Source organism: Roseobacter fucihabitans, from assembly GCF_014337925.2.
Lineage (GTDB): Bacteria > Pseudomonadota > Alphaproteobacteria > Rhodobacterales > Rhodobacteraceae > Roseobacter > Roseobacter fucihabitans.
The window spans coordinates 662,038-684,228 of record NZ_CP143423.1 but is presented as its reverse complement, the minus strand read 5'-3'; the positions used below and the strand labels follow the sequence as shown (position 1 = coordinate 684,228).

20 protein-coding genes and 2 pseudogenes are annotated in these 22,191 nt (G+C 58.0%); 13 read left to right on the top strand and 9 right to left on the bottom strand.

What is annotated here, in order from left to right; translation table 11 throughout:
- Positions 1-95: 95 nt before the first annotated feature.
- Positions 96-1,202: pseudogene (locus ROLI_RS03495) on the bottom strand (IS3 family transposase); the annotation flags it as partial.
- A gap of 65 nt (positions 1,203-1,267) precedes the next feature.
- A pseudogene (locus tag ROLI_RS03490) lies at positions 1,268-1,411 on the bottom strand (IS3 family transposase); the annotation flags it as partial.
- 672 nt (positions 1,412-2,083) lie between these two features.
- Here ROLI_RS03490 and ROLI_RS03485 point away from each other — a divergent pair.
- The 5 genes from ROLI_RS03485 (at position 2,084) to ROLI_RS03465 (ending at position 7,241) form a co-directional block, all read left to right on the top strand.
- Complete coding sequence (locus ROLI_RS03485; protein WP_187432168.1) at positions 2,084-2,926, top strand: EAL domain-containing protein; 843 nt, start codon at positions 2,084-2,086, stop codon at positions 2,924-2,926.
- A 160-nt stretch (positions 2,927-3,086) separates the two neighbouring features.
- A complete protein-coding gene (locus ROLI_RS03480) occupies positions 3,087-4,262 on the top strand; it encodes an acetyl-CoA C-acetyltransferase (RefSeq protein ID WP_187432167.1) in 1,176 nt (391 codons plus the stop codon).
- Positions 4,263-4,399: 137 nt separating this feature from the next.
- Complete coding sequence (gene phbB, locus ROLI_RS03475; RefSeq protein WP_187432166.1) at positions 4,400-5,122, top strand: acetoacetyl-CoA reductase; 723 nt, start codon at positions 4,400-4,402, stop codon at positions 5,120-5,122.
- 308 nt (positions 5,123-5,430) lie between these two features.
- On the top strand, positions 5,431-6,375 hold the full coding sequence (locus tag ROLI_RS03470) for a transcriptional regulator GcvA (RefSeq protein ID WP_187432165.1): 945 nt from the start codon (positions 5,431-5,433) through the stop codon (positions 6,373-6,375).
- Positions 6,372-7,241 carry a DMT family transporter gene (locus tag ROLI_RS03465; protein ID WP_187432164.1) on the top strand — a complete coding sequence of 290 codons (870 nt, stop codon included), beginning with the start codon at positions 6,372-6,374 and terminating at the stop codon, positions 7,239-7,241. Before ROLI_RS03470 ends, ROLI_RS03465 begins: the two co-directional genes overlap by 4 nt.
- Here the strand turns inward: ROLI_RS03465 and ROLI_RS03460 are convergent.
- From ROLI_RS03460 to ROLI_RS03450, 3 genes are all read right to left on the bottom strand, one after another.
- The gene (locus tag ROLI_RS03460; protein ID WP_187432163.1) at positions 7,238-7,402 is read right to left on the bottom strand and encodes a YdcH family protein; all 165 of its coding nucleotides are present in this window, start codon (positions 7,400-7,402) and stop codon (positions 7,238-7,240) included. The two genes, ROLI_RS03465 and ROLI_RS03460, sit on opposite strands and share 4 nt — an antisense overlap.
- A gap of 112 nt (positions 7,403-7,514) precedes the next feature.
- Positions 7,515-8,255, bottom strand: coding sequence for a tRNA1(Val) (adenine(37)-N6)-methyltransferase (locus tag ROLI_RS03455; protein WP_187432162.1), 741 nt, complete (start codon positions 8,253-8,255; stop codon positions 7,515-7,517).
- On the bottom strand, positions 8,252-8,467 hold the full coding sequence (locus tag ROLI_RS03450) for a DUF2007 domain-containing protein (RefSeq protein WP_187432161.1): 216 nt from the start codon (positions 8,465-8,467) through the stop codon (positions 8,252-8,254). The genes ROLI_RS03455 and ROLI_RS03450 overlap by 4 nt, the downstream gene beginning before the upstream one ends.
- Before the next feature lie 55 nt (positions 8,468-8,522).
- On the opposite strand from ROLI_RS03450, the gene ROLI_RS03445 reads away from it, so the two are divergent.
- A complete protein-coding gene (locus ROLI_RS03445) occupies positions 8,523-9,524 on the top strand; it encodes a polyprenyl synthetase family protein (protein ID WP_187432160.1) in 1,002 nt (333 codons plus the stop codon).
- Here ROLI_RS03445 and ROLI_RS03440 read toward each other — a convergent pair.
- From ROLI_RS03440 to soxR, 4 genes are all read right to left on the bottom strand, one after another.
- Positions 9,500-10,399 (bottom strand): 4-(cytidine 5'-diphospho)-2-C-methyl-D-erythritol kinase, encoded by a 900-nt coding sequence (locus tag ROLI_RS03440; protein WP_187432159.1) that lies wholly within the window; start codon positions 10,397-10,399, stop codon positions 9,500-9,502. The two genes, ROLI_RS03445 and ROLI_RS03440, sit on opposite strands and share 25 nt — an antisense overlap.
- Positions 10,400-10,408: 9 nt before the next feature.
- A complete protein-coding gene (locus ROLI_RS03435; protein ID WP_262386699.1) occupies positions 10,409-12,106 on the bottom strand; it encodes a tetratricopeptide repeat protein in 1,698 nt (565 codons plus the stop codon).
- Between the two features lie 131 nt (positions 12,107-12,237).
- On the bottom strand, positions 12,238-13,887 hold the full coding sequence (locus ROLI_RS03430) for an electron transfer flavoprotein-ubiquinone oxidoreductase (RefSeq protein ID WP_187432157.1): 1,650 nt from the start codon (positions 13,885-13,887) through the stop codon (positions 12,238-12,240).
- 153 nt (positions 13,888-14,040) lie between these two features.
- Positions 14,041-14,496 (bottom strand): redox-sensitive transcriptional activator SoxR, encoded by a 456-nt coding sequence (gene soxR, locus ROLI_RS03425; protein ID WP_187432156.1) that lies wholly within the window; start codon positions 14,494-14,496, stop codon positions 14,041-14,043.
- A 77-nt stretch (positions 14,497-14,573) separates the two neighbouring features.
- Here soxR and ROLI_RS03420 point away from each other — a divergent pair, with 77 nt between their 5' ends.
- The 7 genes from ROLI_RS03420 (at position 14,574) to ROLI_RS03390 (ending at position 22,189) form a co-directional block, all read left to right on the top strand.
- On the top strand, positions 14,574-14,954 hold the full coding sequence (locus ROLI_RS03420) for a VOC family protein (protein WP_187432155.1): 381 nt from the start codon (positions 14,574-14,576) through the stop codon (positions 14,952-14,954).
- 129 nt (positions 14,955-15,083) lie between these two features.
- On the top strand, positions 15,084-15,554 hold the full coding sequence (gene greA / locus ROLI_RS03415) for a transcription elongation factor GreA (protein ID WP_187432154.1): 471 nt from the start codon (positions 15,084-15,086) through the stop codon (positions 15,552-15,554).
- A 14-nt stretch (positions 15,555-15,568) separates the two neighbouring features.
- A complete protein-coding gene (locus ROLI_RS03410) occupies positions 15,569-16,603 on the top strand; it encodes a hypothetical protein (protein WP_187432153.1) in 1,035 nt (344 codons plus the stop codon).
- 954 nt (positions 16,604-17,557) lie between these two features.
- The gene (locus ROLI_RS03405; protein ID WP_187430511.1) at positions 17,558-18,553 is read left to right on the top strand and encodes a BMP family protein; all 996 of its coding nucleotides are present in this window, start codon (positions 17,558-17,560) and stop codon (positions 18,551-18,553) included.
- A gap of 4 nt (positions 18,554-18,557) precedes the next feature.
- Positions 18,558-20,123, top strand: a complete 1,566-nt coding sequence (locus ROLI_RS03400; RefSeq protein ID WP_187430510.1) for an ABC transporter ATP-binding protein — start codon at positions 18,558-18,560, stop codon at positions 20,121-20,123.
- 3 nt (positions 20,124-20,126) lie between these two features.
- Positions 20,127-21,221 (top strand): ABC transporter permease, encoded by a 1,095-nt coding sequence (locus ROLI_RS03395; RefSeq protein ID WP_187430509.1) that lies wholly within the window; start codon positions 20,127-20,129, stop codon positions 21,219-21,221.
- Positions 21,221-22,189, top strand: a complete 969-nt coding sequence (locus ROLI_RS03390; RefSeq protein WP_187430508.1) for an ABC transporter permease — start codon at positions 21,221-21,223, stop codon at positions 22,187-22,189. Before ROLI_RS03395 ends, ROLI_RS03390 begins: the two co-directional genes overlap by 1 nt.
- The last annotated feature ends 2 nt before the right edge of the window (positions 22,190-22,191 follow it).

Sequence of the window (22,191 nt, the reverse complement as noted above, 5' to 3'; positions counted from 1 at the left end):
GCTTTTGTGCCGCCCCAGGTGCTCGTTTAAGCCACTTTCCGTTCAAAAGCGTACCATTGCCCGGCAGGCGATTGCAAAGCAATCTGCCGAGAGGGGGCGGCATTATCATAGCAATTTCCTTTGCCGCTCATCGATACCTTGAAGCCATGCTGGCGCAGGACCTTCTGATAATCATGAGAACAATATTGGCTGCCGCGATCCGTGTGGTGCCCTCTCGGCAGATTACCTTGTAATCGCCTGTCGGGTAATAAATGCAGTCTTTCGGCGGTAACCGGAATGCAATCGCCATCTTCAGCGCCCTAATTGCCAGATCGCGCTTCATGCGATTACTGACGGCCCAACCAACGACGCGCCTTGAATGCAGGTCGAGGATGACAGCCAGGTACAACCAACCCTCTCGGGTCCAAACGTAGCTGATGTCACCAGCCCACTTCTGATTTGGCGCATCTGCGGTGAAGTCCCGATCCAGCAGGTTCGGCGCTATGTTGAACTTATGGTCGCTGTCCCCCTCTCAGCAGATTGCTGTGCAATCGCCTGCCGGGCAATGGTTGTGACCTTGTGTTTACGGGTCCTGACCACGGTTATTCCGTTCTGACGCATCAGACGACCAACACGACGATGGCCAACATTCAGACCGATCTCCTTCAGCTCTTCAGTCATGCGCGGTCGACCATAGCTGCCCGGGCTGAGACGGGACCGCTCCTTCCCTCTCATGTATTTTCAATACACTGCCGGGCAATGGATGTGCGCAAGCGTGACCAAGTCAGACCGCCGTCTTCGGCTGGCAGGACGGTTGCGGAATGCGCGTAGCCCGCTTGTGCTGACGCCCACAACATTGCACAACCGGTTGGCTGGGAAGCTGCACCTGTGTTCTTCCCCTCTCGTGCATTTTCAATGCACTGCCGGGCAGTGGATAAACCTAAATCTCATTGCTTTAGGCCCGCGAAGAACTGGGTGGCCCTTTTTAAGATCTCCCTCTTCTCCTTCAGGAGTCGGTTCTCCCGTCGAAGTCGATCATTCTCTTGAGCGAGGCTCAAATCCTCTTTCGACACCACGTCTGTATCTCGGTGCGCGGTGATCCATTTGTTCAGCGTCGACATCCCGACACCCAGATCGTCAGCCACCTGCTTGCGCGTCAGCCCACTGGTCAATGCGATACGCATTGCATCTTGGCGGAATTCGTCCGTTCGTTTCAGTCCCATAGTCCGTCTCCTTTGGTGCAGTAAATGCTATCAAAGGAGCGGCATCAAACCGCGACAGGTCCACGCCCTAGGCGACGGATGACTTCGGCTTTGTAAAGGCTGTTTATTGTTTCGGCTAAGGCATTGTCATAGAAATCACCGACAGCACCAACCAAGGGCTCGATCCCTGCGAGGGCCAACCGCTCGGTATATCGAATGGACAAATATTGCCCCTGCATTTATTGCGCGGCTCATGCGAGAAGATCAGCTTAATCGGTCGATTAAAAGCTCGTTTTCTGGCGTCCCGCTACCATTACAATGGTGCTCATTCAGCGGCTCTTCATGGCCTGAACTGACGGCAGACATCCAGACGCAGGGCACGATGGCTATCTTCCGCAAAAACAGCCCCTCCTATCACCTATCGCGGATAGAACTATTTGCGTCGCTTCGACAAACAGAGGCGGCGGTTTTGGAAAGTGGGCTAAAACCGTTCGGTCATATTTGAGGAAAGGCATTTCAAACAAACATCGGCGCACATTCGAACGAACAACTCCAGAACACAGCCAGTTTTTATCTGGCTACCACAATCATGTATAGCTTGCTGCAGTTATTTACGAATTCTCGTTATAAACTCATGCTTAAAACACATCATTCCAAGCCAGACGTCTAATATCTGCCAGCTGGCTCAATTTCCAAAGGATCTGCTTACAATCCCTTCAGTACCTACCTCTTTCTAGAACAGCCTCTTTACGAATTGCCCCCTCCTTCGACAGAGCCCAGCAAAAGTCACGACAGGCAGGGATACCCGCCTTCGACAGACATCAAGAACAAAATAGGAAAATTCACCCGATCTTAGTGATTTGCGCTCCACAGTGATTGAACGCGTCAATATGAAGGTTACCATGTCCGAACTAAAAAAAAGACAGCTTGCAGAGATTCCCGCCGGTACGATCAACCCTCTCGCCTTCACGCTCTCCAAACGTGATCAGAACGTCATGCAAATGGTAGCCGACGCTGTCAGACACAAGCAGGTCATGCTGGCGTATCAACCTATCATGCAGGCCCAAAATCCAACAAAAGTCGCCTTTTACGAGGGTCTGATTCGTGTATTGGATGCAACAGGCCGTGTTATTCCGGCGGCTCATTTCATGAGTACAATTGAGAATACCGAATTGGGTCGACAATTGGACACCCTTGCCCTCGCTCAGGGGCTGCGAGCGCTACATGAAAATCCGGGACTGCGCTTGTCTATAAACATGTCAGCCCGCTCTATCGGCTCTCGGCAATGGAACCGGACCCTGGACAGGTGGCTGAACCGCGACGGCCTCATTGCGGAACGGTTGATTTTGGAAATTACCGAAAGTTCGGCGGTGACCGCGCCCGAACAGGTGGTCGATTTCATGGACCGCCTCAAGCTAAAAGGGATTTGCTTTGCGCTCGATGACTTCGGTGCTGGGTACACAGCCTTGAGTTACTTCAAGGACTTTTGCTTCGATATCCTGAAGATCGATGGACAATTCATTCAGGGCATCGCCTCTGACCCTGACAACCAGGCATTGACCGCAGCTCTCGTATCCATCGCGCGCCATTTTGATATGCTCACGGTTGCCGAATTTGTGGAGACCAAGGAGGACGCTGATACGCTCATCGCCTTGGGTATCGACTGTCTCCAAGGCCACTACTACGCTGCGGCTACGACGCACCCTCATTGGTTCGTAGAACGAGAAAAAAAAATAGCGTCCTGAGCATCCTGTTCACCTAATCGCGCCGCCCAAAAAGGCCACGACATATTTCGATTGGTTGCCGCCCCTTAACGAATGAGATAAGCGTTGCACCATCATCGGTAGGGGACCATGAGACGCGAGTGCCGCGTTCCTTACCAGAAATGGCAAAGGACTTATCTCTATGACAAATGTTGTTATCGCATCCGCAGCCCGTACCGCTGTCGGCAGCTTTGGCGGATCTTTCGCAACCATCCCTGCCCATGATCTCGGGGCCGCCGTGCTCAAAGAAATCGTTGCGCGCGCCGGTGTGGATCCCTCCGAAGTCTCCGAAACCATACTCGGTCAGGTTCTCACGGCTGCACAGGGACAAAACCCCGCGCGTCAGGCGCATGTCAACGCTGGCTTACCCCTGGAAAGCGCGGCCTGGTCGATCAATCAGGTCTGTGGTTCGGGATTGCGCTCCGTTGCCCTTGCTGCGCAGCACATTCAATTGGGCGATGCCAGCATCGTCGCGGCGGGCGGACAGGAAAACATGACCCTTTCGCCACATGCCGCAGCCCTGCGCGCCGGACATAAAATGGGCGATATGAAATATATCGACACCATGATCCGTGACGGCCTCTGGGATGCCTTCAATGGCTATCATATGGGGCAAACCGCTGAAAACGTTGCCGAAAAATGGCAAATCAGCCGCGAACAACAAGATAGTTTTGCTGTCGCCTCGCAAAACAAGGCCGAAGCTGCTCAAAAAGCTGGCAAATTCGCCGATGAAATCATGGCCTTTACGGTCAAGGGCCGTAAAGGCGACACGGTCGTGGACCAGGATGAATACATCCGTCACGGTGCCACGATGGAAGCCATGCAAAAACTGCGCCCAGCCTTTACCAAAGACGGTTCGGTGACGGCCGCTAATGCGTCGGGTCTGAACGATGGCGCCGCAGCAGCTTTGATGATGTCAGCGGATGAAGCCGAAAAACGGGGTATCGAACCTCTCGCGCGCATCGCCAGCTACGCCACGGTCGGCCTCGACCCGTCCATCATGGGGGCCGGTCCGATTTACGCCAGCCGCAAGGCACTCGAAAAAGCGGGTTGGAAAGCGGAAGATCTGGACCTGGTCGAGGCCAATGAAGCCTTTGCTGCGCAGGCCTGTGCTGTGAATAAGGATATGGGCTGGAACCCGGATGTTGTGAACGTGAACGGTGGTGCGATCGCAATCGGTCACCCCATCGGTGCTTCAGGTGCACGGATTTTGAACACGCTACTGTTCGAAATGAAACGCCGCGACGCCAAAAAAGGGCTGGCGACGCTGTGTATCGGCGGCGGTATGGGTGTTGCCATGTGCCTTGAGCGCCCCTGATGTGACGTCTGGGCGATGCGGCCTCGTATCGCCCGGCACTCTTTCGCACTTAACTCCAAAATTCATTGCGTAATAATATTGCGCAATGCGAATGGAGTACGTAACAAGATTATCAGAAATTCAGAGGAGAATCCCAAATGTCCCGCGTCGCACTCGTCACAGGAGGCAGCCGAGGAATCGGCGCTTCGATTTCCACCGCCCTCAAGGACGCCGGTTATTCGGTGGCGGCAACCTATGCCGGCAACGATGAAGCCGCTTCGAAATTCACCGCCGAAACAGGCATCAAAACCTATAAGTGGAACGTGGCGGATTACGGCGAGAGCAAAAACGGCATCGCCAGCGTCGAAGCGGATCTGGGCCCGATTGATGTGGTAGTTGCCAATGCGGGGATCACGCGCGACGCGCCATTCCATAAAATGACGCCCGAGCAATGGCAGGAGGTCATCGACACGAACCTCACCGGTGTGTTCAACACCGTCCATCCGGTTTGGCCCGGTATGCGCGAGCGCAAATTTGGTCGCGTCATCGTGATCAGTTCGATCAACGGTCAGAAAGGCCAATTCGCTCAGGTGAATTATGCCGCAACGAAAGCAGGCGACCTTGGGATTGTTAAATCCCTCGCCCAGGAAGGCGCGCGCGCAGGCATCACGGCAAACGCGATTTGCCCCGGCTATATCGCCACGGATATGGTCATGGCCGTCCCGGAGAAAGTACGCGAATCGATCATCGCTCAGATACCAGCCGGTCGCTTGGGCGAGCCCGAAGAAATAGCGCGTTGCGTTGTGTTCCTGGCATCCGACGATTCCGGCTTCGTGAACGGATCGACCATCTCGGCCAATGGGGCGCAGTTTTTCGTCTGACCCTTCGACAGACGCGCAGACAAAAAGGGCCGGTCACCGTGACCGGCCCTTTTCGTATCCCGTAAGATGGCTGCAGCCCATCAGCGGGAAGAAGGAAACAACCAGTGCCATGCGTCTTTCATGGCTTGCGCGCGTTCTTCATGCGCACGTTGCATTGCATTACGGGTTGTGGCGGTTGTGGAGGCTTCGAACATAGGTTTGGTCCTTTCAGAGCATCAGTGAATTTGATCTGACCTCAATATGTCATTCGCAAACATAACTGACAAACGAGACTTTTAATCCGTTCGGTTAAGTTATACTGATGTGAAATGATTGAACGCCTGCCGCCCCTGACCGCCTTGCGTGCCTTTGAAGCGGCGGCGCGGCATATGTCTTTTGCCAAGGCCGCAGAGGAGCTTTCGGTCACCCCGGCCGCCTTGAGCTTCCAGATTAAATCCCTTGAACAACATCTGGGCGCGCCCTTATTCCGCAGACTCAATCGGGCGGTCGAATTGACCGAAGCGGGCGCGGCACTGGCTCCCGGTGCCGCCGATGGGTTTCAAAAACTCTCCGCCGCCTGGCGCGCGGCACAGCGGCTTCAGGACGAACAGACCCTAACCGTCACCGCTGGCCCCGCCTTTACCGCAAAATGGCTGGCACCCCGGCTTTATGAATTTGCACAGGCGCATCCGGAGATCGAACTGCGTTTTTCCGCCTCGCTGAAAATCATGGATTTCGGTCGCGACGCCATAGATGTTGCCATCCGCTTCGGGCACGATCCCTACGAAGGGCTCTATTCTCTGCCCCTGGCGACGGAGTGGGTGGCCCCTGTCATGACGCCTGAACTGGCAAAAAAATACCCCGATGCCGAAAGCCTCACCCGTGCGCCTTTGATCTTTGATGATTCGATTAATTTCCTGCGCCCCCCATGCGACTGGAAAGCCTGGTTTGGCGCGATGGGCATTGACTTTGATCCACGCCACGGCCCCCGGTTCAGCCAGGCCGATCATGCCGTGGATGCCGCCTTGGCCGGTGTCGGTATTGTTCTGGGGCGCCGCGCATTGGTGGTGAAGGACATTGCCGACGGTCGGTTGGTGATGCCTTTTGACATGGCAATCTCGACCGGTGCACAGTTTCGCTTTCTGTGTCCGCTGGGAAATGAAACCCGACCGCAGGTCAAAGCCTTCCGCGAGTGGATGCTGCATGAGATCAGCAAGACAACCCATATTACCGAGGCGCTACGTATCCTTGAACCCACCGGAGAAGACCCATGACGCGGCACCGCGCGACGTTGATCGGGTTCATCGCAGTGATCCTGTGGTCCCTGCTGGCCCTGTTAACGGTCGGTTCAGCTCCGACGCCACCGCTGCTGCTCAATACGATCTGTTTTACCATCGGCGGGGTTTCCGGCCTGATCTGGACGCATTTTTCCACTGGGCTGGGCGCATTGCGCGCAGTGCCTTTGCGGGTCTATGTCTTTGGTTCACTAGGTCTTTTTGGGTATCACGCCTTGTATTTTTCGGCCCTGCGCTTGGCCCCGGCGGCAGAGGCTGGCTTGATCGCTTATCTATGGCCGTTGCTGATCGTGATACTCTCAGGGTTTTTGCCGGGTGAACGGGTCAAAAAGGGCCATTTGATCGGTGCCACAATCGGATTCACTGGAGCCGCATTGATTTTATCGGGCGGTGACGCTGGATTTCAGACCGCGCATATGGCTGGCTACCTTTTGGCGCTTGTCTGCGCTTTTACCTGGTCGGGCTATTCGGTGCTGTCCCGTTTGGTTGGAACGGCACCAACGCAATCTGTGACCGTCTTCTGCCTCGCTGCGGCTGCGCTGTCGCTACCGCTGCATCTCATCTTCGAGCAAACAATATTCCCTCAAACCGCAATCGCTTGGGGGTCCACTTTACTTCTAGGCATGGGGCCGGTTGGGCTCGCGTTTTTCGTCTGGGATATTGGGGTCAAGCAGGGCGACATACAGCTTTTGGGCACAGCGTCTTATGCGGCACCTCTTTTGTCGACATGTGTGCTGGTCGTTGCGGGCGTTACAGCATTTTCGGCAACGCTGGGTATCGCGGCAATTTTGGTAACTGGCGGGGCGGTGATCGCGGCCCGCGCCAGTCTGTCTTCTCGAAACTAGGCCGATAATCGCGATATTTCTTCTTTGAGACGTAGTTTCTGTTTCTTCAGATCGGCGATTGCAAGGTCATCAATACCGGGGGCGCGTTGCGCCTCTTCCACGGCATCGCTCAGGGACTGATGTTTTCTCTTCAGTTGCTCGACATGTGCAGTAACGCTCATCCATTCCTCCTGTTTGCATCGGTACGACATCGAGTGGAGCACACCTTGCGCTTCAAGTCACGCCGCATTAGCAGCATGCACACGACTCCCGTTAAGATTGTATTAACGTCGCTCAAAAATCAAGCGCCGTCCCATCCCGCAAAATTGCTTTGATACGGGGCGCATAGCTGTCCCCATCCCTGAGATGCCGCGCCCCCTCGTGCAGAATCAGCGGCGCATGCAATTTGAAAGCAGCCCGTCCATTTTTGCGCGCCCGCAGGATCACCAGTTCCGCCGCACGACCGATACGCGGGCTGATCGGCAAGATCTCAATACTTCCCATATGATCGGGCAGAGCCTCAAGGATTTGGGGGATGCGTTCCGCACGGTGAATGAAATGCACCTGCCCCTTGGGTTTTACGCGTTTCGCCGCCACCTTGATCCAAACCGCCAGCGGCGTCGCTTCGCCCAACGCCGCCTCACGCGCAGCATTTTGACCGGAAAGACCAGCCTTTCGGTCAAAATACGGGGGGTTGGCCATGACATGATCAAACTGGCGTTCGCGCAAATCCGCAGGCAGGTCGTTCAAATCCGCGACGACGACTTCCAGCCTGCCACCGCCATTGCGCGCGGCAAGTTGTGCATACTCGGCCTGCATTTCAACACCGGTGAGCGATAACCCCGCAATCCGCGCGCCAAGACATAGGGCCGCCGCCCCGACACCGCAGCCCAGATCCAGCACGCTTTGCCCTGCCTGCGCCGGCACGCTGGCTGCCAAAAGCACCGGATCAACGCCGGCCCGGTACCCCACACGCGGCTGCAACAACTGCACCAAGCCGCCCAGAAAGGCGTCCCGCGTCAGGTCATCCATCATTTTCCCAATGGGATTTCATTGTCACGCATCACTCGCAGCGCCGCTGTGTGATCGTCCGGGCGGACCATCAGCCTGCGCGGAAAAATGCCTATGCTACCTTCGAGCACGCTCATGTTTACGTCCAATTCAAAGCAGTCTATATCCTCGCCTTGAAGAAGGGCCATGGCAAAGGCGATGATCGTCGGGTCGGTGCTGCGCAAAAGTTCCTTCATATCAGGGATGTAAGGGCAAGCTGGCCATGTTGTCGAGCCTGCAAACGGGAAGTTGATGCCAATGAGTGAGAAATCACAAAAACCGCATGACAGGATGGCCACCTTTCTGGCCGCCGATATGCTCGCGGTGAACGATTTGATCCGCACGCGCATGGCTTCCGAGCATGCCCCGCGCATCCCCGAGGTCACCGCGCATCTGGTGGAGGCAGGCGGCAAACGCCTGCGCCCCATGCTGACGCTCGCGGCGGCGCATATGTGCGGCTACGAAGGCCGCTATCATATCAATTTGGCGGCGACGGTGGAGTTCATCCATACGGCGACGCTGCTGCATGATGATGTGGTCGATGAGAGCGGGCAGCGGCGCGGGCGGCCCACGGCGAACCTGCTCTGGGACAATAAATCCTCCGTTCTGGTGGGCGATTATCTCTTTGCGCGCAGTTTCCAGTTGATGACGGAAACCGGCTCCTTGCGGGTGTTGGATATTCTGGCAAATGCCTCTGCGACCATTGCAGAAGGTGAGGTTTTACAGCTGACCGCCAGTCAGGATCTGGCCACCACAGAAGAGGTGTACCTAAAAGTCGTGCGCGGCAAGACGGCGGCGCTTTTTTCGGCGGCGATGGAGGTGGGTGGCGTCATCGCGGATGCGCCCGAGGCTCAGATACGAGCTCTGTTTGATTATGGCGATGCCTTGGGCGTGGCCTTCCAGATCGTCGATGATTTGCTTGATTTCCAAGGGGATGCGGGCGCAATTGGCAAGAACATCGGGGATGATTTTCGTGAACGCAAGCTGACAATGCCCCTGATCAAGGCGGTTGCCAAATCAGAGGCGGAAGAGCGCGCCTTTTGGGAGCGCACCATCGAAAAAGGCAAACAGACCGACGCCGATCTCGACACTGCCATTGCCTATCTGCACAAACATGCGGCCCTGACGGATACGGCCGTAGCAGCGCGGGATTGGGCGGCAAAGGCGAAATCGGCGCTGACGCCGCTGCCGGATCACGAGGTCAAACACATGCTGAATGATCTGGCCGATTATGTAGTTGAGCGGATTAACTGAGGCGCTGCGCGCTGGCTCTGATCGCCCAGGCGCGCAGGTTTAATCCACCAGTCGGGATGTGCCTCACACAGGCGCGCGGCGGCATTTTTGGCGGTTCGGTGGTCCGCGAACAGCGCGAAACATGTGGCACCTGACCCTGACATACGTGCCAACATGCAGCCCTGGCACGCTTCCAAAGCGGCCTTTACCTGCGCAATCGCAGGGTCCACCGATGTGGCTGCGGCCTCCAGGTCGTTGCGTTGTGTGCCCAGCCAAGCCGCCATGTCGGACGCATCCGCGAAGTGCGGCAGGGTCTCGGGCATCGGCGGCTGATTGCGATTACGCAAAGCCTTGAACACGCTGGGCGTTGAAACCGCGCGACGCGGATTGACCAGAACGGCATGGAGCGGCGGTAAATCTGTCAGGGGCTCGATCCTGTCACCGATCCCCCGCACCCGCGCCGCATCCGATCTAACGCACATGGGGATATCCGCTCCCAGTCGCAAAACATCGGCCATGTCAGGCGCATTGCCCGCCTGAGAAAGAGCCGCCAGCGCGCGCATAGCCGCCGCTGCATCCGCAGACCCGCCGCCGATGCCAGAAGCAACAGGCAGCTCTTTGAGGAGGTGAAACCGCGCACCCTGCAGGTCTTTGAACAAAGCAGCGACGCGCAGCACAAGATTGTCCGTATCCGCCGGTACCGCTGCGGCCTCACGCCCCTCCACGCGCATCGAAAAACCGTCCTGCCTGTGAACCGCCAGGTGATCCCCGACATCGGCAAAGACCACCAGAGAATCCAAAAGGTGATATCCGTCCGCGCGTTGGCCCGTGACATGCAGCGTCAGATTGATCTTGGCCGGGGCGAACACCCGCACAGCTTGCGCCAGATCAGCCATGATACCGGCTCAATCCCGCGCGACTTCCAGAGGGTCGCTGCCCTCTTCTTCCAGCACCACATCGAGGCCAACCTCAAGTTTGCGCCGGATCCGGTCGGGTTTAGCCTCGCTCAGCGGGTCGTCCATATCCACAAAGGACAAGGCGCGCGCCCATTGGAATTCCGCCTCGCGTTTGCGCCCCACAGCCCAATAAACATCGCCCAGGTGATCATTAACCACCGGGTCCACCGCCATCAATTCCACCGCGCGCTCCATATGGGGCACGGCCTCTTCAAAACGTCCGAGGCGATAGAGCGCCCAGCCCAGCGAGTCGATAATATACCCGCTATCCGGGCTTAGGGCGACCGCGCGTTCGATCATTTCCAGGGCTTCGTCCAGATTTTGTGTTTTTTCTACAAGGGAGTAGCCAAGGTAGTTCAACACCTGCGGCTGGTTCGGGTTGATCTCCAGCGCGGCCCGGAAATCACTCTCTGCCGCTTCCCAATTCCCCTGACGTTCCTGCGAAATCGCGCGCGCGTAATAGAGGAACCAGCTTGGGCCGCCTTTGTCGGTGACCAGCTCAGCAGCCGCGTCATAGGCCGCAACGGCCTCGCCAAACCGATCTTCGCGGCGCAGCGCATCGCCCAAAGCCGAATGGACCGTCGCAAGTTCGCCGTGGCTGCGCGCCAGCTGTTCGAGCACCTCAATCGCCGCTTCGGGGCGATCAGAACTACGCAGCGCTTCGGCGCGCCCAAGCTCGGCTGCATGGTAATTTGGGTCGTTTGCCGGAACGCGTTTGTAAATCTTGATCGCCTCGTCAAATTGACCCAGCGACTCAAAGATATCCGCCGTCAGAAGCAGCGCATCCACGTGATCGGGGCGCAAATTCAACGCAATCTGCGCATAGAGGATAATATATTCCGGTCCGGCCTCAGAGCGCAAAGCCGCAGCAACCGAGAAAAAGACCTCCGCAAAGCCGTCCTGCGCAGAGTTCACATGCTGAAACGGGATTTGCTCGCCATTTTCTAGCCGCACGATGATTTGCTCAATCTCCGGATCAGTCGCGCCGGAGAACATCTGCTGCAAGAGCGACAGCGCCTTGTCCCCCTGCCCCAGCTGAGAGAGGATTTCGGTACGCGCCAAAACACCACGCCGGGTTTGGATGACCGTCCCGGAGGTATCGCCGTCGAAAATGCGTTCCGCGCCCTCGAAATCGCCCACCGACGCCAGCGCCATCGCCTTGTGATAGAGCGCGAACCCCATAAGGCCGGGTTGCGCGGCAACCTCGTCAAAACCCGCCAGCGCCTCGGAGACCTTGCCACTTCCCATCAAGGCCCAGGCCTGCACCAGGCCATCCACAAGGGGGCCGATGCCTGCGTCCGCAATGGGTTTTGCTTCAAGAGCGGCAAAATCCTGTTGCAGGATTTTATGGGCGGTCAGCACAAGCTCACCAACCTGGCTGCTTTGCCCCGAAGCCTTGAGGGATTGCGCAATCGGCACGGCACGATCAATGCGTCCCAGCGCAAGTTGCGAGGCAACAGCACTTTCCATCAAGCCGAAATTGCGCGGATCCCGCGTGAGCGCCTGGGTAAAATAGGAGGCCGCCTGTTCAAAGTCGCTTTGGATCGCGGCAGAGCGCGCCGCAAGGTACGCGCCCGCATTGGATTGCGCCGCCAAAGGGGCCGCAGAGGCGATACAAAGCCCGATTGCGACTGCGGATGTCATCATTCTACGGAACACAAGCTTATGCCTTTTTGGATACGGAGGTTGACCAGACGGTAACATGTTGCGGCTCAGGCGCAATGGCACTGGGGTCCTACCCTTCGCAAGCACCCCGCTCCGTTGGACGCCATAGCACCCTACATGTTGGGGTAATTTGGCCCGTCTCCACCTTGCGGTGTGGTCCAAACGATGTTTTGCGCCGGATCCTTGATATCACAGGTTTTGCAATGCACGCAATTTTGAAAATTGATCACGAAGCGCGTGTCCTTGCCGGCTTCTTCCACGAACTCATAAACACCCGCTGGGCAATAACGCGCCGAGGGGCCTGCAAATTTCGGCAAGTTGATGTTCACCGGCACCGACGCGTCCCGGAGGGTCAGGTGTGCAGGCTGGCTTTCCTCGTGGTTGGTGAAGGAAAACGCGACATTAGTCAGCCGGTCAAAAGACAGTTTGCCATCTGGTTTCGGATAATCGATGGGCGCATGTTTGGACGCCTCCTCGGTCGCTTCCGCGTCCGATTTGCCGTGTCCCAGCGTGCCGAGGAATGAAAACCCGAGCGTGTTGGTCCACATGTCCAGCCCGCCCATCATAAGGCTCGCCGTCAGGCCATATTTCGACCAGAGCGGTTTGACGTTGCGCACCTTACGCAGATCGCTGCCGATCAGGCCGTTGCGAACCTCGACCTCATAGGCGCTCAGCTCATCACCGCTGCGGTCATGCTTGATGGCCTCCATCGCAGCTTCTGCCGCCGCGATCCCCGAGAGCATTGCGTTATGGTTACCCTTGATGCGCGGCACGTTGACCATGCCCACCGAACACCCCAAGAGTGCTACGCCGGGTGCCACCATTTTCGGCATCGACTGAAACCCGCCCTCGGAGATCGCGCGCGCGCCGTAAGCGATGCGCTTGCCCCCCTCCAGCAGGTTCGCCACGATGGGGTGATGCTTGAAACGCTGGAACTCCATATAGGGGAACAGATGCGGGTTCTTGTAGTTCAGATGCACCACAAAGCCGACATAAACCTGATTTTTCTCAAGGTGGTAGATGAAAGACCCACCCCCCGCATTGCCATTCAAAGGCCAACCCATCGTGTGGGTGACGGAGCCTTCCTTGTGCTTGGCGGGGTCAATCTCCCAGATCTCTTTCATGCCAAGACCGTATTTCTGTGGCTCATGCCCGGCGGAGAGGTCGTATTTGTCGATCACCTGTTTGGACAGGCTGCCGCGCACGCCCTCGGAGAGGAAAACGTATTTGCCATGCAGCTCCATGCCCGGCTCATAGCCATCGCCTTTCGTGCCATCAGAGTTCTTGCCGAACTCACCTGCCACGACGCCTTTGACCTCGCCCTGCTCGCCGTACACCAGCTCCGAACAGGACATGCCGGGGAAAATCTCAACGCCCAGCTCTTCGGCCTGTTCAGCCATCCAGCGGCACACATTACCCATTGAGACGATGTAATTGCCATGGTTGTTCATCAGCGGTGGCATCGGCGCATTGGGAATGCGAATCTGCCCCGCCTCGCCCAGCATGTAGAATTTATCCTCAATCACCGGCACATTCAGCGGTGCGCCCTTCGCTTTCCAATCCGGGATCAGCGCATCAAGACCCACCGGATCGAGCACAGCACCCGACAGGATATGCGCGCCCACTTCGGAGCCCTTTTCCAGCACGACCACGTCGCAATCCGCATTCAACTGCTTGAGGCGAATGGCGGCCGACAGCCCGGCCGGGCCAGCACCCACGATGACAACGTCGTATTCCATGGTTTCACGTTCGTTCTCGGACATGTCCGGCTCCCCTAATTATCTTCGCGGCGCTGGCGCGACTGCGCAACAATCGTTCGCGTTTGGCTAAACCACGTTATGGCCCAATGCAATCGCAACTGGACGTCACATATGGGTAAAAGCGACGCGTTCAACGCCGAACAGCGCGTGATCACGTTACGTTTCCGGGCGATCCCCCATCAGATACCGCGGTCCCTGCCCTTTTTCGCGCGCTTTGTCCGTGGGGTTATAGAGCGCACAATTGGGCAGGCTGAGGCAGCCACAGCCGATGCAGCCGTCCAGATTGTCCCGCATGCGGGTCAGGGTGTCGATCTTTTGGTCGAGACTGGCGCGAAACCCCGCGCTGATTTTTGCCCAATCCGCCTTGGTTGGGGTGCGCCCGCCGGGCAACCGATCCAGTTCGGCGCGAATCTGTGGCAGGGTAAATCCGAACTGCTGCGCGATCATCACAAAGCTCAGGCGACGCAGATCGGAGCGTTCAAACCGACGTTGCCCGCCCGCGTTACGCCAGGGTTTGATCAAGCCCTGCGCCTCGTAATAGCGAATGGCCGATACGGCCAAACCGGTCCGATCCGCCAGCGCACCAATGGAAAGCCCGTCATGCAGTGCCATCAAGAAATTCCTTGACCTAAAGTTAGGTTTAGAAATTACGATAGGTGACATCAAAACTCATTCAAAGGAGAAAACAAATGGTCGCGATGCTCGAACACGCAAATGTCACGGTCTCGGACAATGACGCGACGGCGGCGTGGATGTGTGATCTGTTTGGGTGGCACATCCGTTGGAAAGGGGCCGCGATAGATGGCGGTCAATCCATCCATGTCGGAACAGAGACGCAGTACCTGGCGCTTTATACGCCCGGCAAAGGCATCACGCCAAAACCTGACAGTTACCAGACAAACGGCGGGCTCAATCATATCGCCGTGACGGTTGAGGATATCGATGCGGCGGAGCAGGCGATAAAGGTGGCGGGTTTCACGACCGTCAATCACGCCGATTATGAGCCCGGTCGCCGGTTTTATTTCCATGACCACGACAATATCGAATACGAGGTCGTGCAATACGATTAGTGATCTGTGGGGGCCCGCCTGACGGTTCCCCTTGCATTTTGCTTCGCCATTCGGTCTGGTAAATGCCAACTCTCACCTGCGGCCCACGGGTTTCTTCCGGCGGGCCGCACCTTTTCCTGGACGATACCGATGGACAAAATCCCAATGACCCGAAAGGGCCACGACGATCTGGAAGCGGAACTCAAGAAGTTGAAAACCGTGGAACGCCCCGCCATCATTCAGGCGATCGCCGAGGCACGTGAGCATGGTGATCTGTCCGAGAACGCAGAGTATCATTCCGCGCGCGAAAAACACTCCTTCATCGAAGGTCGGGTCAAGGAGTTGGAGGGCGTGCTTGGTCTGGCTGAGGTCATTGATCCCTCCAAAATGTCCGGCACCATCAAATTCGGCGCAACCGTCACGCTGGTGGATGAAGACACCGATCAGGAAAAAACCTGGCAGATCGTAGGCGAACATGAGGCCAGCGTCGAAAAAGGTCTGTTGAACATAAAATCGCCGATTGCGCGCGCCCTGATTGGCAAGGACGAAGGCGATAGCGTAAATGTGCGCACCCCGGGTGGTGAGAAATCCTATGAGGTGCTTAAAATCGTCTATGCCTGACAGGACCTGCGGACATGGCTGATACAAATGAACAGGCCGAGAGCAATGAGACACGGGCCCGCCCGACGCCTCTTGGCATCTATGACAAACCGCATTCGGGTGGCATCACCAGCATCGAAATCGTCGCACTGGCGCTGTCAGGCGTCTGGTTGTTGGGCGCGATCGTGTTTTTCACGCTGGTGCCGAACAATGTGGATGAACCGGGCGGCGGGATGCAGTTTCTGCTGACCATGCTGGCGGTTTTTATGCCGGTTGCGATGATCTGGGTTGCGGCTACCGCGGCGCGTTCCAGCCGTGTGATGCGCGAAGAAAGCCAGCGGCTGCAGGCCGCCATCGACGCCATCCGCCATGCCTATATCGCGCAAAGCCAAAGCGGGACGCTGGGCCATGAACCCGCCAGTGTGGCGCGTAAACTCGACGAAATCGCCGCCGCGGCGCGCAATACCGAAACCGTATTGGCCACATTTACGTCGCGCCGGGATCAAGAGCGCGCGCCCGCCCCCGCGCCGGAAAAGAACACGCAAACCGATGACCAACCCGCGCTCGCCTTGGGCACGCAGGCCGTGGATATGGCCCCACCGCTGGCCAATGAGGATTTCATCCGCGCGCTACATTTTCCTGAAACCGCCGAAGATGAGGCCGGGTTTTCCGCCCTGCGGCGCGCTTTGAAGGACCGCTCGACCGCGCAACTCATCCAGGCCGCGCAGGATATCCTGACGCTGCTGAGCCAGGATGGCATTTACATGGATGATCTGCGGCCCGACCGCGCCAAGCCGGAAATCTGGCGCCATTTCGGACAGGGCGCACGCGGGCGCGCCATCGCGGGTCTGGGGGGCGTGCGGGACCGCTCGTCCTTGGCGCTGACCTCCGGGCGCATGAAGCAGGATCCGATTTTCCGCGATGCCGCGCACCACTTTTTGCGCCGCTTTGACAAGGCCTTTGCCGAATTTGAACCAAACGCAACGGATAGCGATATTTCAGCCCTCGCCGAAACAAGGACTGCGCGGGCCTTCATGTTACTGGGGCGTGTCGCGGGGACCTTTGATTAGGGCCTACATACTTAATTAAAGCATTTTGCATTTGATCTGAGGCATATCCGGCAGCTTTGAGGAGGTTTCAGCATTTGCTTGGATCAAACGGATCATAAATGTCGCCGAGGGCCTGGAAGTTTGTATCAAACGTTTTTGGTCCGATCCGTCTCAGATGGGCTTTGAGAAAGCCATCTCATCCACTGGCCGTCAGGGTATTGCGCAGCAATGTCCCCAGAAGCAATAAAGACCAGTCTGTGTGGCTCCTGGCTCCTGGCTCCTGGCGCATGCGCGGCTGGCGGTGGTTGATCCACCCCCGCCTTGACTTGCGCAGGGCAGGCCGATTACGTTCCTGTGCGATAAGTCCTTTTTCCATATGAGAACCCGGCGCGTACCAAGGCGCGGTGAATTTATGAGAGGTGAACGGATACGCCAGACGTGTCTTCCAACGCGCCCGATAGTGCATGCAATGTTATGTCTGGTTCGGCACGGATAATCCCGATTAAGAAATCCTTATACGGTGCCAGCTGGCCAAATCCGGCCCACCGGCCCGCCCTGTGGTCTGGGCGTGACGTCGCGCCGCTCTCGTTTGTCCGCAGCATAACGCACCGCCGTTGCCGCACTGACACCAAAAATGCGCCCTGCTGCACGACAAGAGTTCCCAGCAGCAACATACCCGCAAATCCGGTGCCGAAAATCTAAAGAAAGAGGTTTGCCCATCATCCACCTCCACACTGAAAATGAAACAGACAAAGACTCCTTTGGGAAACACAAATCAATTCAGATTAAACGCAAACCGCTTTAAGGCTTGGTAAGCGCCCCTGATTCAACGGGAATGCGTCAAAAACCGGTTGACCCTGCCGGTCAGCTAGGTCCTAATTTGCGCAGGAACAGAATAAATCTGCTCATATTGGGCGATGACGGGCTCAGCCGGGCCCCCAAACGCTCCAGAATTACCAACCGGGAGACACCTAAATGACCCTTATGCAAAAATTCCTTGGCGGGGCGGCGGGCCTCGCGCTTTCTGCTGGTGCCGCACTGGCCGAACCTGCGCTGATCTTTGATCTGGGCGGCAAGTTCGATAAATCCTTCAATGAGGCCGCCTTTCGCGGCGCTGAGCGTTGGGCCGAAGAAACCGGCGGCACGTTCCGCGACATCGAGCTGCAATCCGAAGCACAGCGCGAACAGGCTCTGCGCCGTTTTGCCGAATCCGGCTCCAACCCCATCGTGATGACCGGCTTTGCCTTTGGCGATGCGTTGGGTCAGGTCGCGAGTGATTATCCAGACACCGACTTTGTGATCATCGACATGGTGGTGGATGCGCCCAACGTGCGCTCGGTTGTCTTCAACGAGCATGAAGGGTCCTACCTTGTCGGCATGATGGCGGCCAAAGCGTCGCAATCCGGCACCGTTGGATTCATCGGCGGCATGGACATTCCGCTGATCCGTAAATTTGCTTGTGGCTATGCACAGGGCGTCAAGGCTGTGAACCCGGACGCCACCGTGATCTCCAACATGACCGGCTCGACCCCCGCTGCATGGAATGATCCGGTTAAGGGATCGGAGCTGACCAAAGCGCAGATCAGCCAGGGCGCGGATGTGGTTTATGCAGCGGCCGGCGGTACCGGCGTTGGTGTTCTGCAAACCGCCGCGGATGAGGATATCCTGTCCATCGGTGTGGATAGCAACCAGAACCACCTGCATCCGGGCAAGGTCCTGACCTCCATGATGAAACGTGTCGACAATGCTGTTTTCCAGGCGATGTCCGACGGTCCGGGTATGGAAAAAGGATTTAACGTCATGGGCTTGGCCAATGGCGGTGTCGGATATGCCATGGACGAATTCAACGCCGACCTCGTAAGTGCAGATATGCAGGCCGCCGTGGACGCAGCCGCCAGCCAGATCGCGGCGGGTGATCTGGCCGTGCATGATTACACATCAGACGACAGCTGCCCTGCGCTGAGCTTCTAAGGACATGAACGCCAGTGACATTTCGGGGCGGCAGGCAACTGCCGCTCCTGCCGCCTCTGCGGCCATCGAACTCAAGGGCATTTCCAAGGCCTTTGGACCCGTTCAGGCCAATAAGGACATCTCGATCCGGGTGATGCCCGGCACGATCCACGGCATCATCGGCGAGAATGGCGCGGGTAAATCGACGCTGATGTCGATCCTTTATGGCTTTTACAAAGCCGACCGCGGCGAAATTTTCATTGGCGGCAAAAAGACCGAGATCCCCGACAGTCAGGCGGCCATTGCTGCAGGCATCGGCATGGTGTTCCAGCACTTCAAGCTGGTTGAAAATTTCACCGTGCTCGAGAATATCATTCTGGGGGCCGAAGACGGCAGGCTCCTGCGCCCCTCGCTCGCCAAGGCGCGCAAAACGTTGCTGGAATTGGAGCACGAATACGGGCTGAATGTGGACCCGGATGCAGTGATCGAAGACCTCGGCGTCGGCATGCAACAGCGCGTGGAAATCCTCAAGGCGCTCTACCGGCAGGCCGATATCCTGATCCTCGATGAGCCCACAGGCGTGTTGACCCCGGCCGAGGCGGATCAGCTGTTCCGCATTCTGGACCGGCTGCGCGCTGAGGGTAAAACCATCATCCTGATCACGCATAAGCTGCGCGAAATCATGGAAGCCACCGATACGGTCAGCGTCATGCGGCGCGGCGAAATGACCGCGACGGTCAAGACGGCGGAAACCTCTCCGGCGGAACTGGCGGAATTGATGGTGGGCCGCAAGGTCCTGTTACGCGTGGATAAAACACCCGCAACGCCCGGTAAGGTCGTGCTGGATATCAAAGGCCTGCGCGTGGTCGATGAGAAGGGCGTTGAGCGCCTTAAGGGCATTGATTTGCAGGTTCGTGCAGGCGAAATCCTGGGCATCGCGGGCGTGGCTGGCAACGGGCAATCCGAACTGCTGGAAGTGCTGGGCGGCTATGCCACCGGCACAGGCGTTATTCAGGTCAACGGCCAGCCGCTGGATCTGAACGGCAAGCTTGCGGATGGGCGCGCGCGACGGGCGCGCAGCATTGCGCATGTCCCCGAGGACCGTCAGCGCGAAGGGCTGATCATGGATTTTTCCGCCTGGGAGAATACGGCCTTTGGCTATCACCGCGATCCAGGGTATCAATCCGGATTACTGCTGAACAATGCCGCGATCCGCGCGGATACCGAGGCCAAAATGGGGCGCTTTGACGTGCGCCCGCCCAACCCGGCACTGGCCGCCAAGAATTTCTCCGGCGGAAACCAGCAGAAAATCGTCCTGGCCCGTGAGATTGAACGCAACCCGGATCTGTTGCTGGTGGGGCAACCGACGCGGGGTGTGGACATTGGCGCGATCGAGTTCATCCACCAACAGATCGTCGCCCTGCGCGACAAGGGCAAGGCCATCCTGCTGGTGTCGGTGGAGTTGGAAGAAATCCTCGCGCTTTCGGACCGCGTGGCGGTGATGTTCGATGGGCATATCATGGGCGAGCGGTTGTCTTCTGAAACCGACGAAAAAGAACTGGGGCTGCTAATGGCCGGTGTGGGGGCTTAGGCGATGGAAGTGATGCCAAAATGGGCCGAGGTGACCCTCGTACCGCTGATCTCGTTGCTGCTGGCCGCGATCCTGTCGGCGCTGGTGATCCTCGCCATTGGGGAGGACCCTGTTGCAGCGGTGAAGCTGATGGTCACGGGTGCCCTGGGCAGCACCTATGGCTGGGGCTACACGCTTTATTACGCGACGAACTTTCTGTTTACCGGGCTGGCGGTTTCCGTGGCCTTTCACGCGGGGCTTTTCAATATTGGCGGCGAGGGGCAGGCGATGCTGGGGGGGCTCGGCGTGGCGCTGGCCTGCCTGCTGATCCCCTGGCCGCATTGGACGCTGGCGCTGCTCGGCGCGACACTGGCGGCAGCGCTTTTTGGGGCGGCATGGGCGGCGATCCCGGCCTTCCTACAGGCCAAACGTGGCAGCCATATCGTCATCACCACCATCATGTTCAACTTCATCGGCGCGGCTGTTTTGAACTATGTGCTGGTGAACCTGATGCGCCCGGCGGGCAGCATGGATCCGGCCACCGCGCGCTTTCCCGAAGCCGTTCACCTGCCCACCCTGCACGACATCCTCGCCCCCCTCGGCATCAGTTTCTCCAAAGCCGCCCCGGCCAATGTGACCTTCCTGATCGCCCTCATCGCCTGTGTGCTGGTGTGGTTTTTGCTGTGGCGGACGTGGCTCGGGTATGAAATCCGCAGCTATGGAAAATCCGAACCGGCGGCAAAATACGGCGGCATTTCCCCCACTGCGATCACGATGATCGCCATGCTGATTTCCGGTGCCTTGGCGGGCATGATGGCGATCAACAACGTCATGGGCGAGGCCGAACGCCTTGTCCTCAACGCGGTGGAGGGCGCGGGTTTCATCGGCATCGCCGTGGCGCTCATGGGGCGCAGCCACCCGTTTGGCGTCTTCCTTGCGGCGATCCTCTTTGGGTTCCTCTATCAGGGCGGCGCGGAACTCGCACTCTGGACCAACATCCCGCGCGAATTGATCGTGGTCATTCAGGCGCTTGTGATCCTCTTTACCGGCGCGCTGGATAACATGGTGCGCATGCCGCTGGAGCGCCTGTTTCTGATGATGCGCCGGGGGAACAGCTGATGGATTTCCTCACGCTGATCCAATTGCTCGACAGCACGGTGCGGCTGGCAACACCGCTGCTTCTGGCCTGTTTGGCGGGGCTTTTCTCGGAACGTGCGGGCATTTTCGACATCGGCCTTGAGGGCAAAATGCTGGCCGCGGCGTTCTTTTCCGCTGCCATTGCCGCGCTGACCGGGTCGGTCTGGATCGGCCTCGCGGCAGGAATTGCCGCCTCCATGGCCTTCAGCCTGCTGCACGGGCTGGCCTCCATCACCTTTCGCGGGAATCAATTGATCTCAGGCGTCGCGATCAATTTCCTCGCCGCTGGCCTCACCGTGCTGATTGCACAGGACTGGTTCAGCCAAGGCGGGCGCACCCCCTCTCTGATGGGCGGCGCGCGGTTCGAACCCATCACCCTGCCCTTTGCCGATGCGCTTGCCTCCACGCCCATTCTGGGGCCAATCTACGCGGAACTGATCTCCGGGCATTCGATCCTCGTCTATGTCGCCTTCGCCATGGTCCCACTGACCTGGTGGATCCTGTTTCGTACCCGCTTTGGCCTGCGCCTGCGCGCCGTTGGTGAAAACCCGGCAGCTGTGGATACCGCGGGCGTTTCCGTCGTGGGGTTGCGTTACGCGGCGGTGATGATCTGCGGCGTGCTCTGCGGTATTGCGGGCGCTTACCTGTCCACCGCGTTGCAGGCCGGTTTCGTCAAGGACATGTCCGCTGGGCGCGGTTTCATCGCACTTGCGGCTCTGATCTTCGCCAAATGGCGCCCCTGGTACGCCCTTTATGCCACCCTGCTTTTCGGCCTTTTCGGCGCACTTGAAACCCGCCCCGATATCATTCAGGCGGTACTGGGCATCAAGGTGCAGGGCGCATTGCTCGGCGCATTACCCTATGTGATGACGGTGATCATTCTGGCTGGTTTCGTCGGCAAGGCGATCCCGCCACGCGCGGGCGGGCAACCCTACGTCAAGGAACGCTGACG

Excerpts from the sequence above, each read along its gene's own strand:
- ROLI_RS03485 (WP_187432168.1), top strand. The coding sequence starts at position 2,084 with ATGTCCGAACTAAAAAAAAGACAGCTTGCAGAGATTCCCGCCGGTACG.
- ROLI_RS03480 (WP_187432167.1), top strand. The coding sequence starts at position 3,087 with ATGACAAATGTTGTTATCGCATCCGCAGCCCGTACCGCTGTCGGCAGC.
- phbB (WP_187432166.1), top strand. The coding sequence starts at position 4,400 with ATGTCCCGCGTCGCACTCGTCACAGGAGGCAGCCGAGGAATCGGCGCT.
- ROLI_RS03470 (WP_187432165.1), top strand. The coding sequence starts at position 5,431 with ATGATTGAACGCCTGCCGCCCCTGACCGCCTTGCGTGCCTTTGAAGCG.
- ROLI_RS03465 (WP_187432164.1), top strand. The coding sequence starts at position 6,372 with ATGACGCGGCACCGCGCGACGTTGATCGGGTTCATCGCAGTGATCCTG.
- ROLI_RS03460 (WP_187432163.1), bottom strand. The coding sequence starts at position 7,402 with ATGAGCGTTACTGCACATGTCGAGCAACTGAAGAGAAAACATCAGTCC.
- ROLI_RS03455 (WP_187432162.1), bottom strand. The coding sequence starts at position 8,255 with ATGATGGATGACCTGACGCGGGACGCCTTTCTGGGCGGCTTGGTGCAG.
- ROLI_RS03450 (WP_187432161.1), bottom strand. The coding sequence starts at position 8,467 with ATGAAGGAACTTTTGCGCAGCACCGACCCGACGATCATCGCCTTTGCC.
- ROLI_RS03445 (WP_187432160.1), top strand. The coding sequence starts at position 8,523 with ATGCCAATGAGTGAGAAATCACAAAAACCGCATGACAGGATGGCCACC.
- ROLI_RS03440 (WP_187432159.1), bottom strand. The coding sequence starts at position 10,399 with ATGGCTGATCTGGCGCAAGCTGTGCGGGTGTTCGCCCCGGCCAAGATC.
- ROLI_RS03435 (WP_262386699.1), bottom strand. The coding sequence starts at position 12,106 with ATGATGACATCCGCAGTCGCAATCGGGCTTTGTATCGCCTCTGCGGCC.
- ROLI_RS03430 (WP_187432157.1), bottom strand. The coding sequence starts at position 13,887 with ATGTCCGAGAACGAACGTGAAACCATGGAATACGACGTTGTCATCGTG.
- soxR (WP_187432156.1), bottom strand. The coding sequence starts at position 14,496 with ATGGCACTGCATGACGGGCTTTCCATTGGTGCGCTGGCGGATCGGACC.
- ROLI_RS03420 (WP_187432155.1), top strand. The coding sequence starts at position 14,574 with ATGGTCGCGATGCTCGAACACGCAAATGTCACGGTCTCGGACAATGAC.
- greA (WP_187432154.1), top strand. The coding sequence starts at position 15,084 with ATGGACAAAATCCCAATGACCCGAAAGGGCCACGACGATCTGGAAGCG.
- ROLI_RS03410 (WP_187432153.1), top strand. The coding sequence starts at position 15,569 with ATGGCTGATACAAATGAACAGGCCGAGAGCAATGAGACACGGGCCCGC.
- ROLI_RS03405 (WP_187430511.1), top strand. The coding sequence starts at position 17,558 with ATGACCCTTATGCAAAAATTCCTTGGCGGGGCGGCGGGCCTCGCGCTT.
- ROLI_RS03400 (WP_187430510.1), top strand. The coding sequence starts at position 18,558 with ATGAACGCCAGTGACATTTCGGGGCGGCAGGCAACTGCCGCTCCTGCC.
- ROLI_RS03395 (WP_187430509.1), top strand. The coding sequence starts at position 20,127 with ATGGAAGTGATGCCAAAATGGGCCGAGGTGACCCTCGTACCGCTGATC.
- ROLI_RS03390 (WP_187430508.1), top strand. The coding sequence starts at position 21,221 with ATGGATTTCCTCACGCTGATCCAATTGCTCGACAGCACGGTGCGGCTG.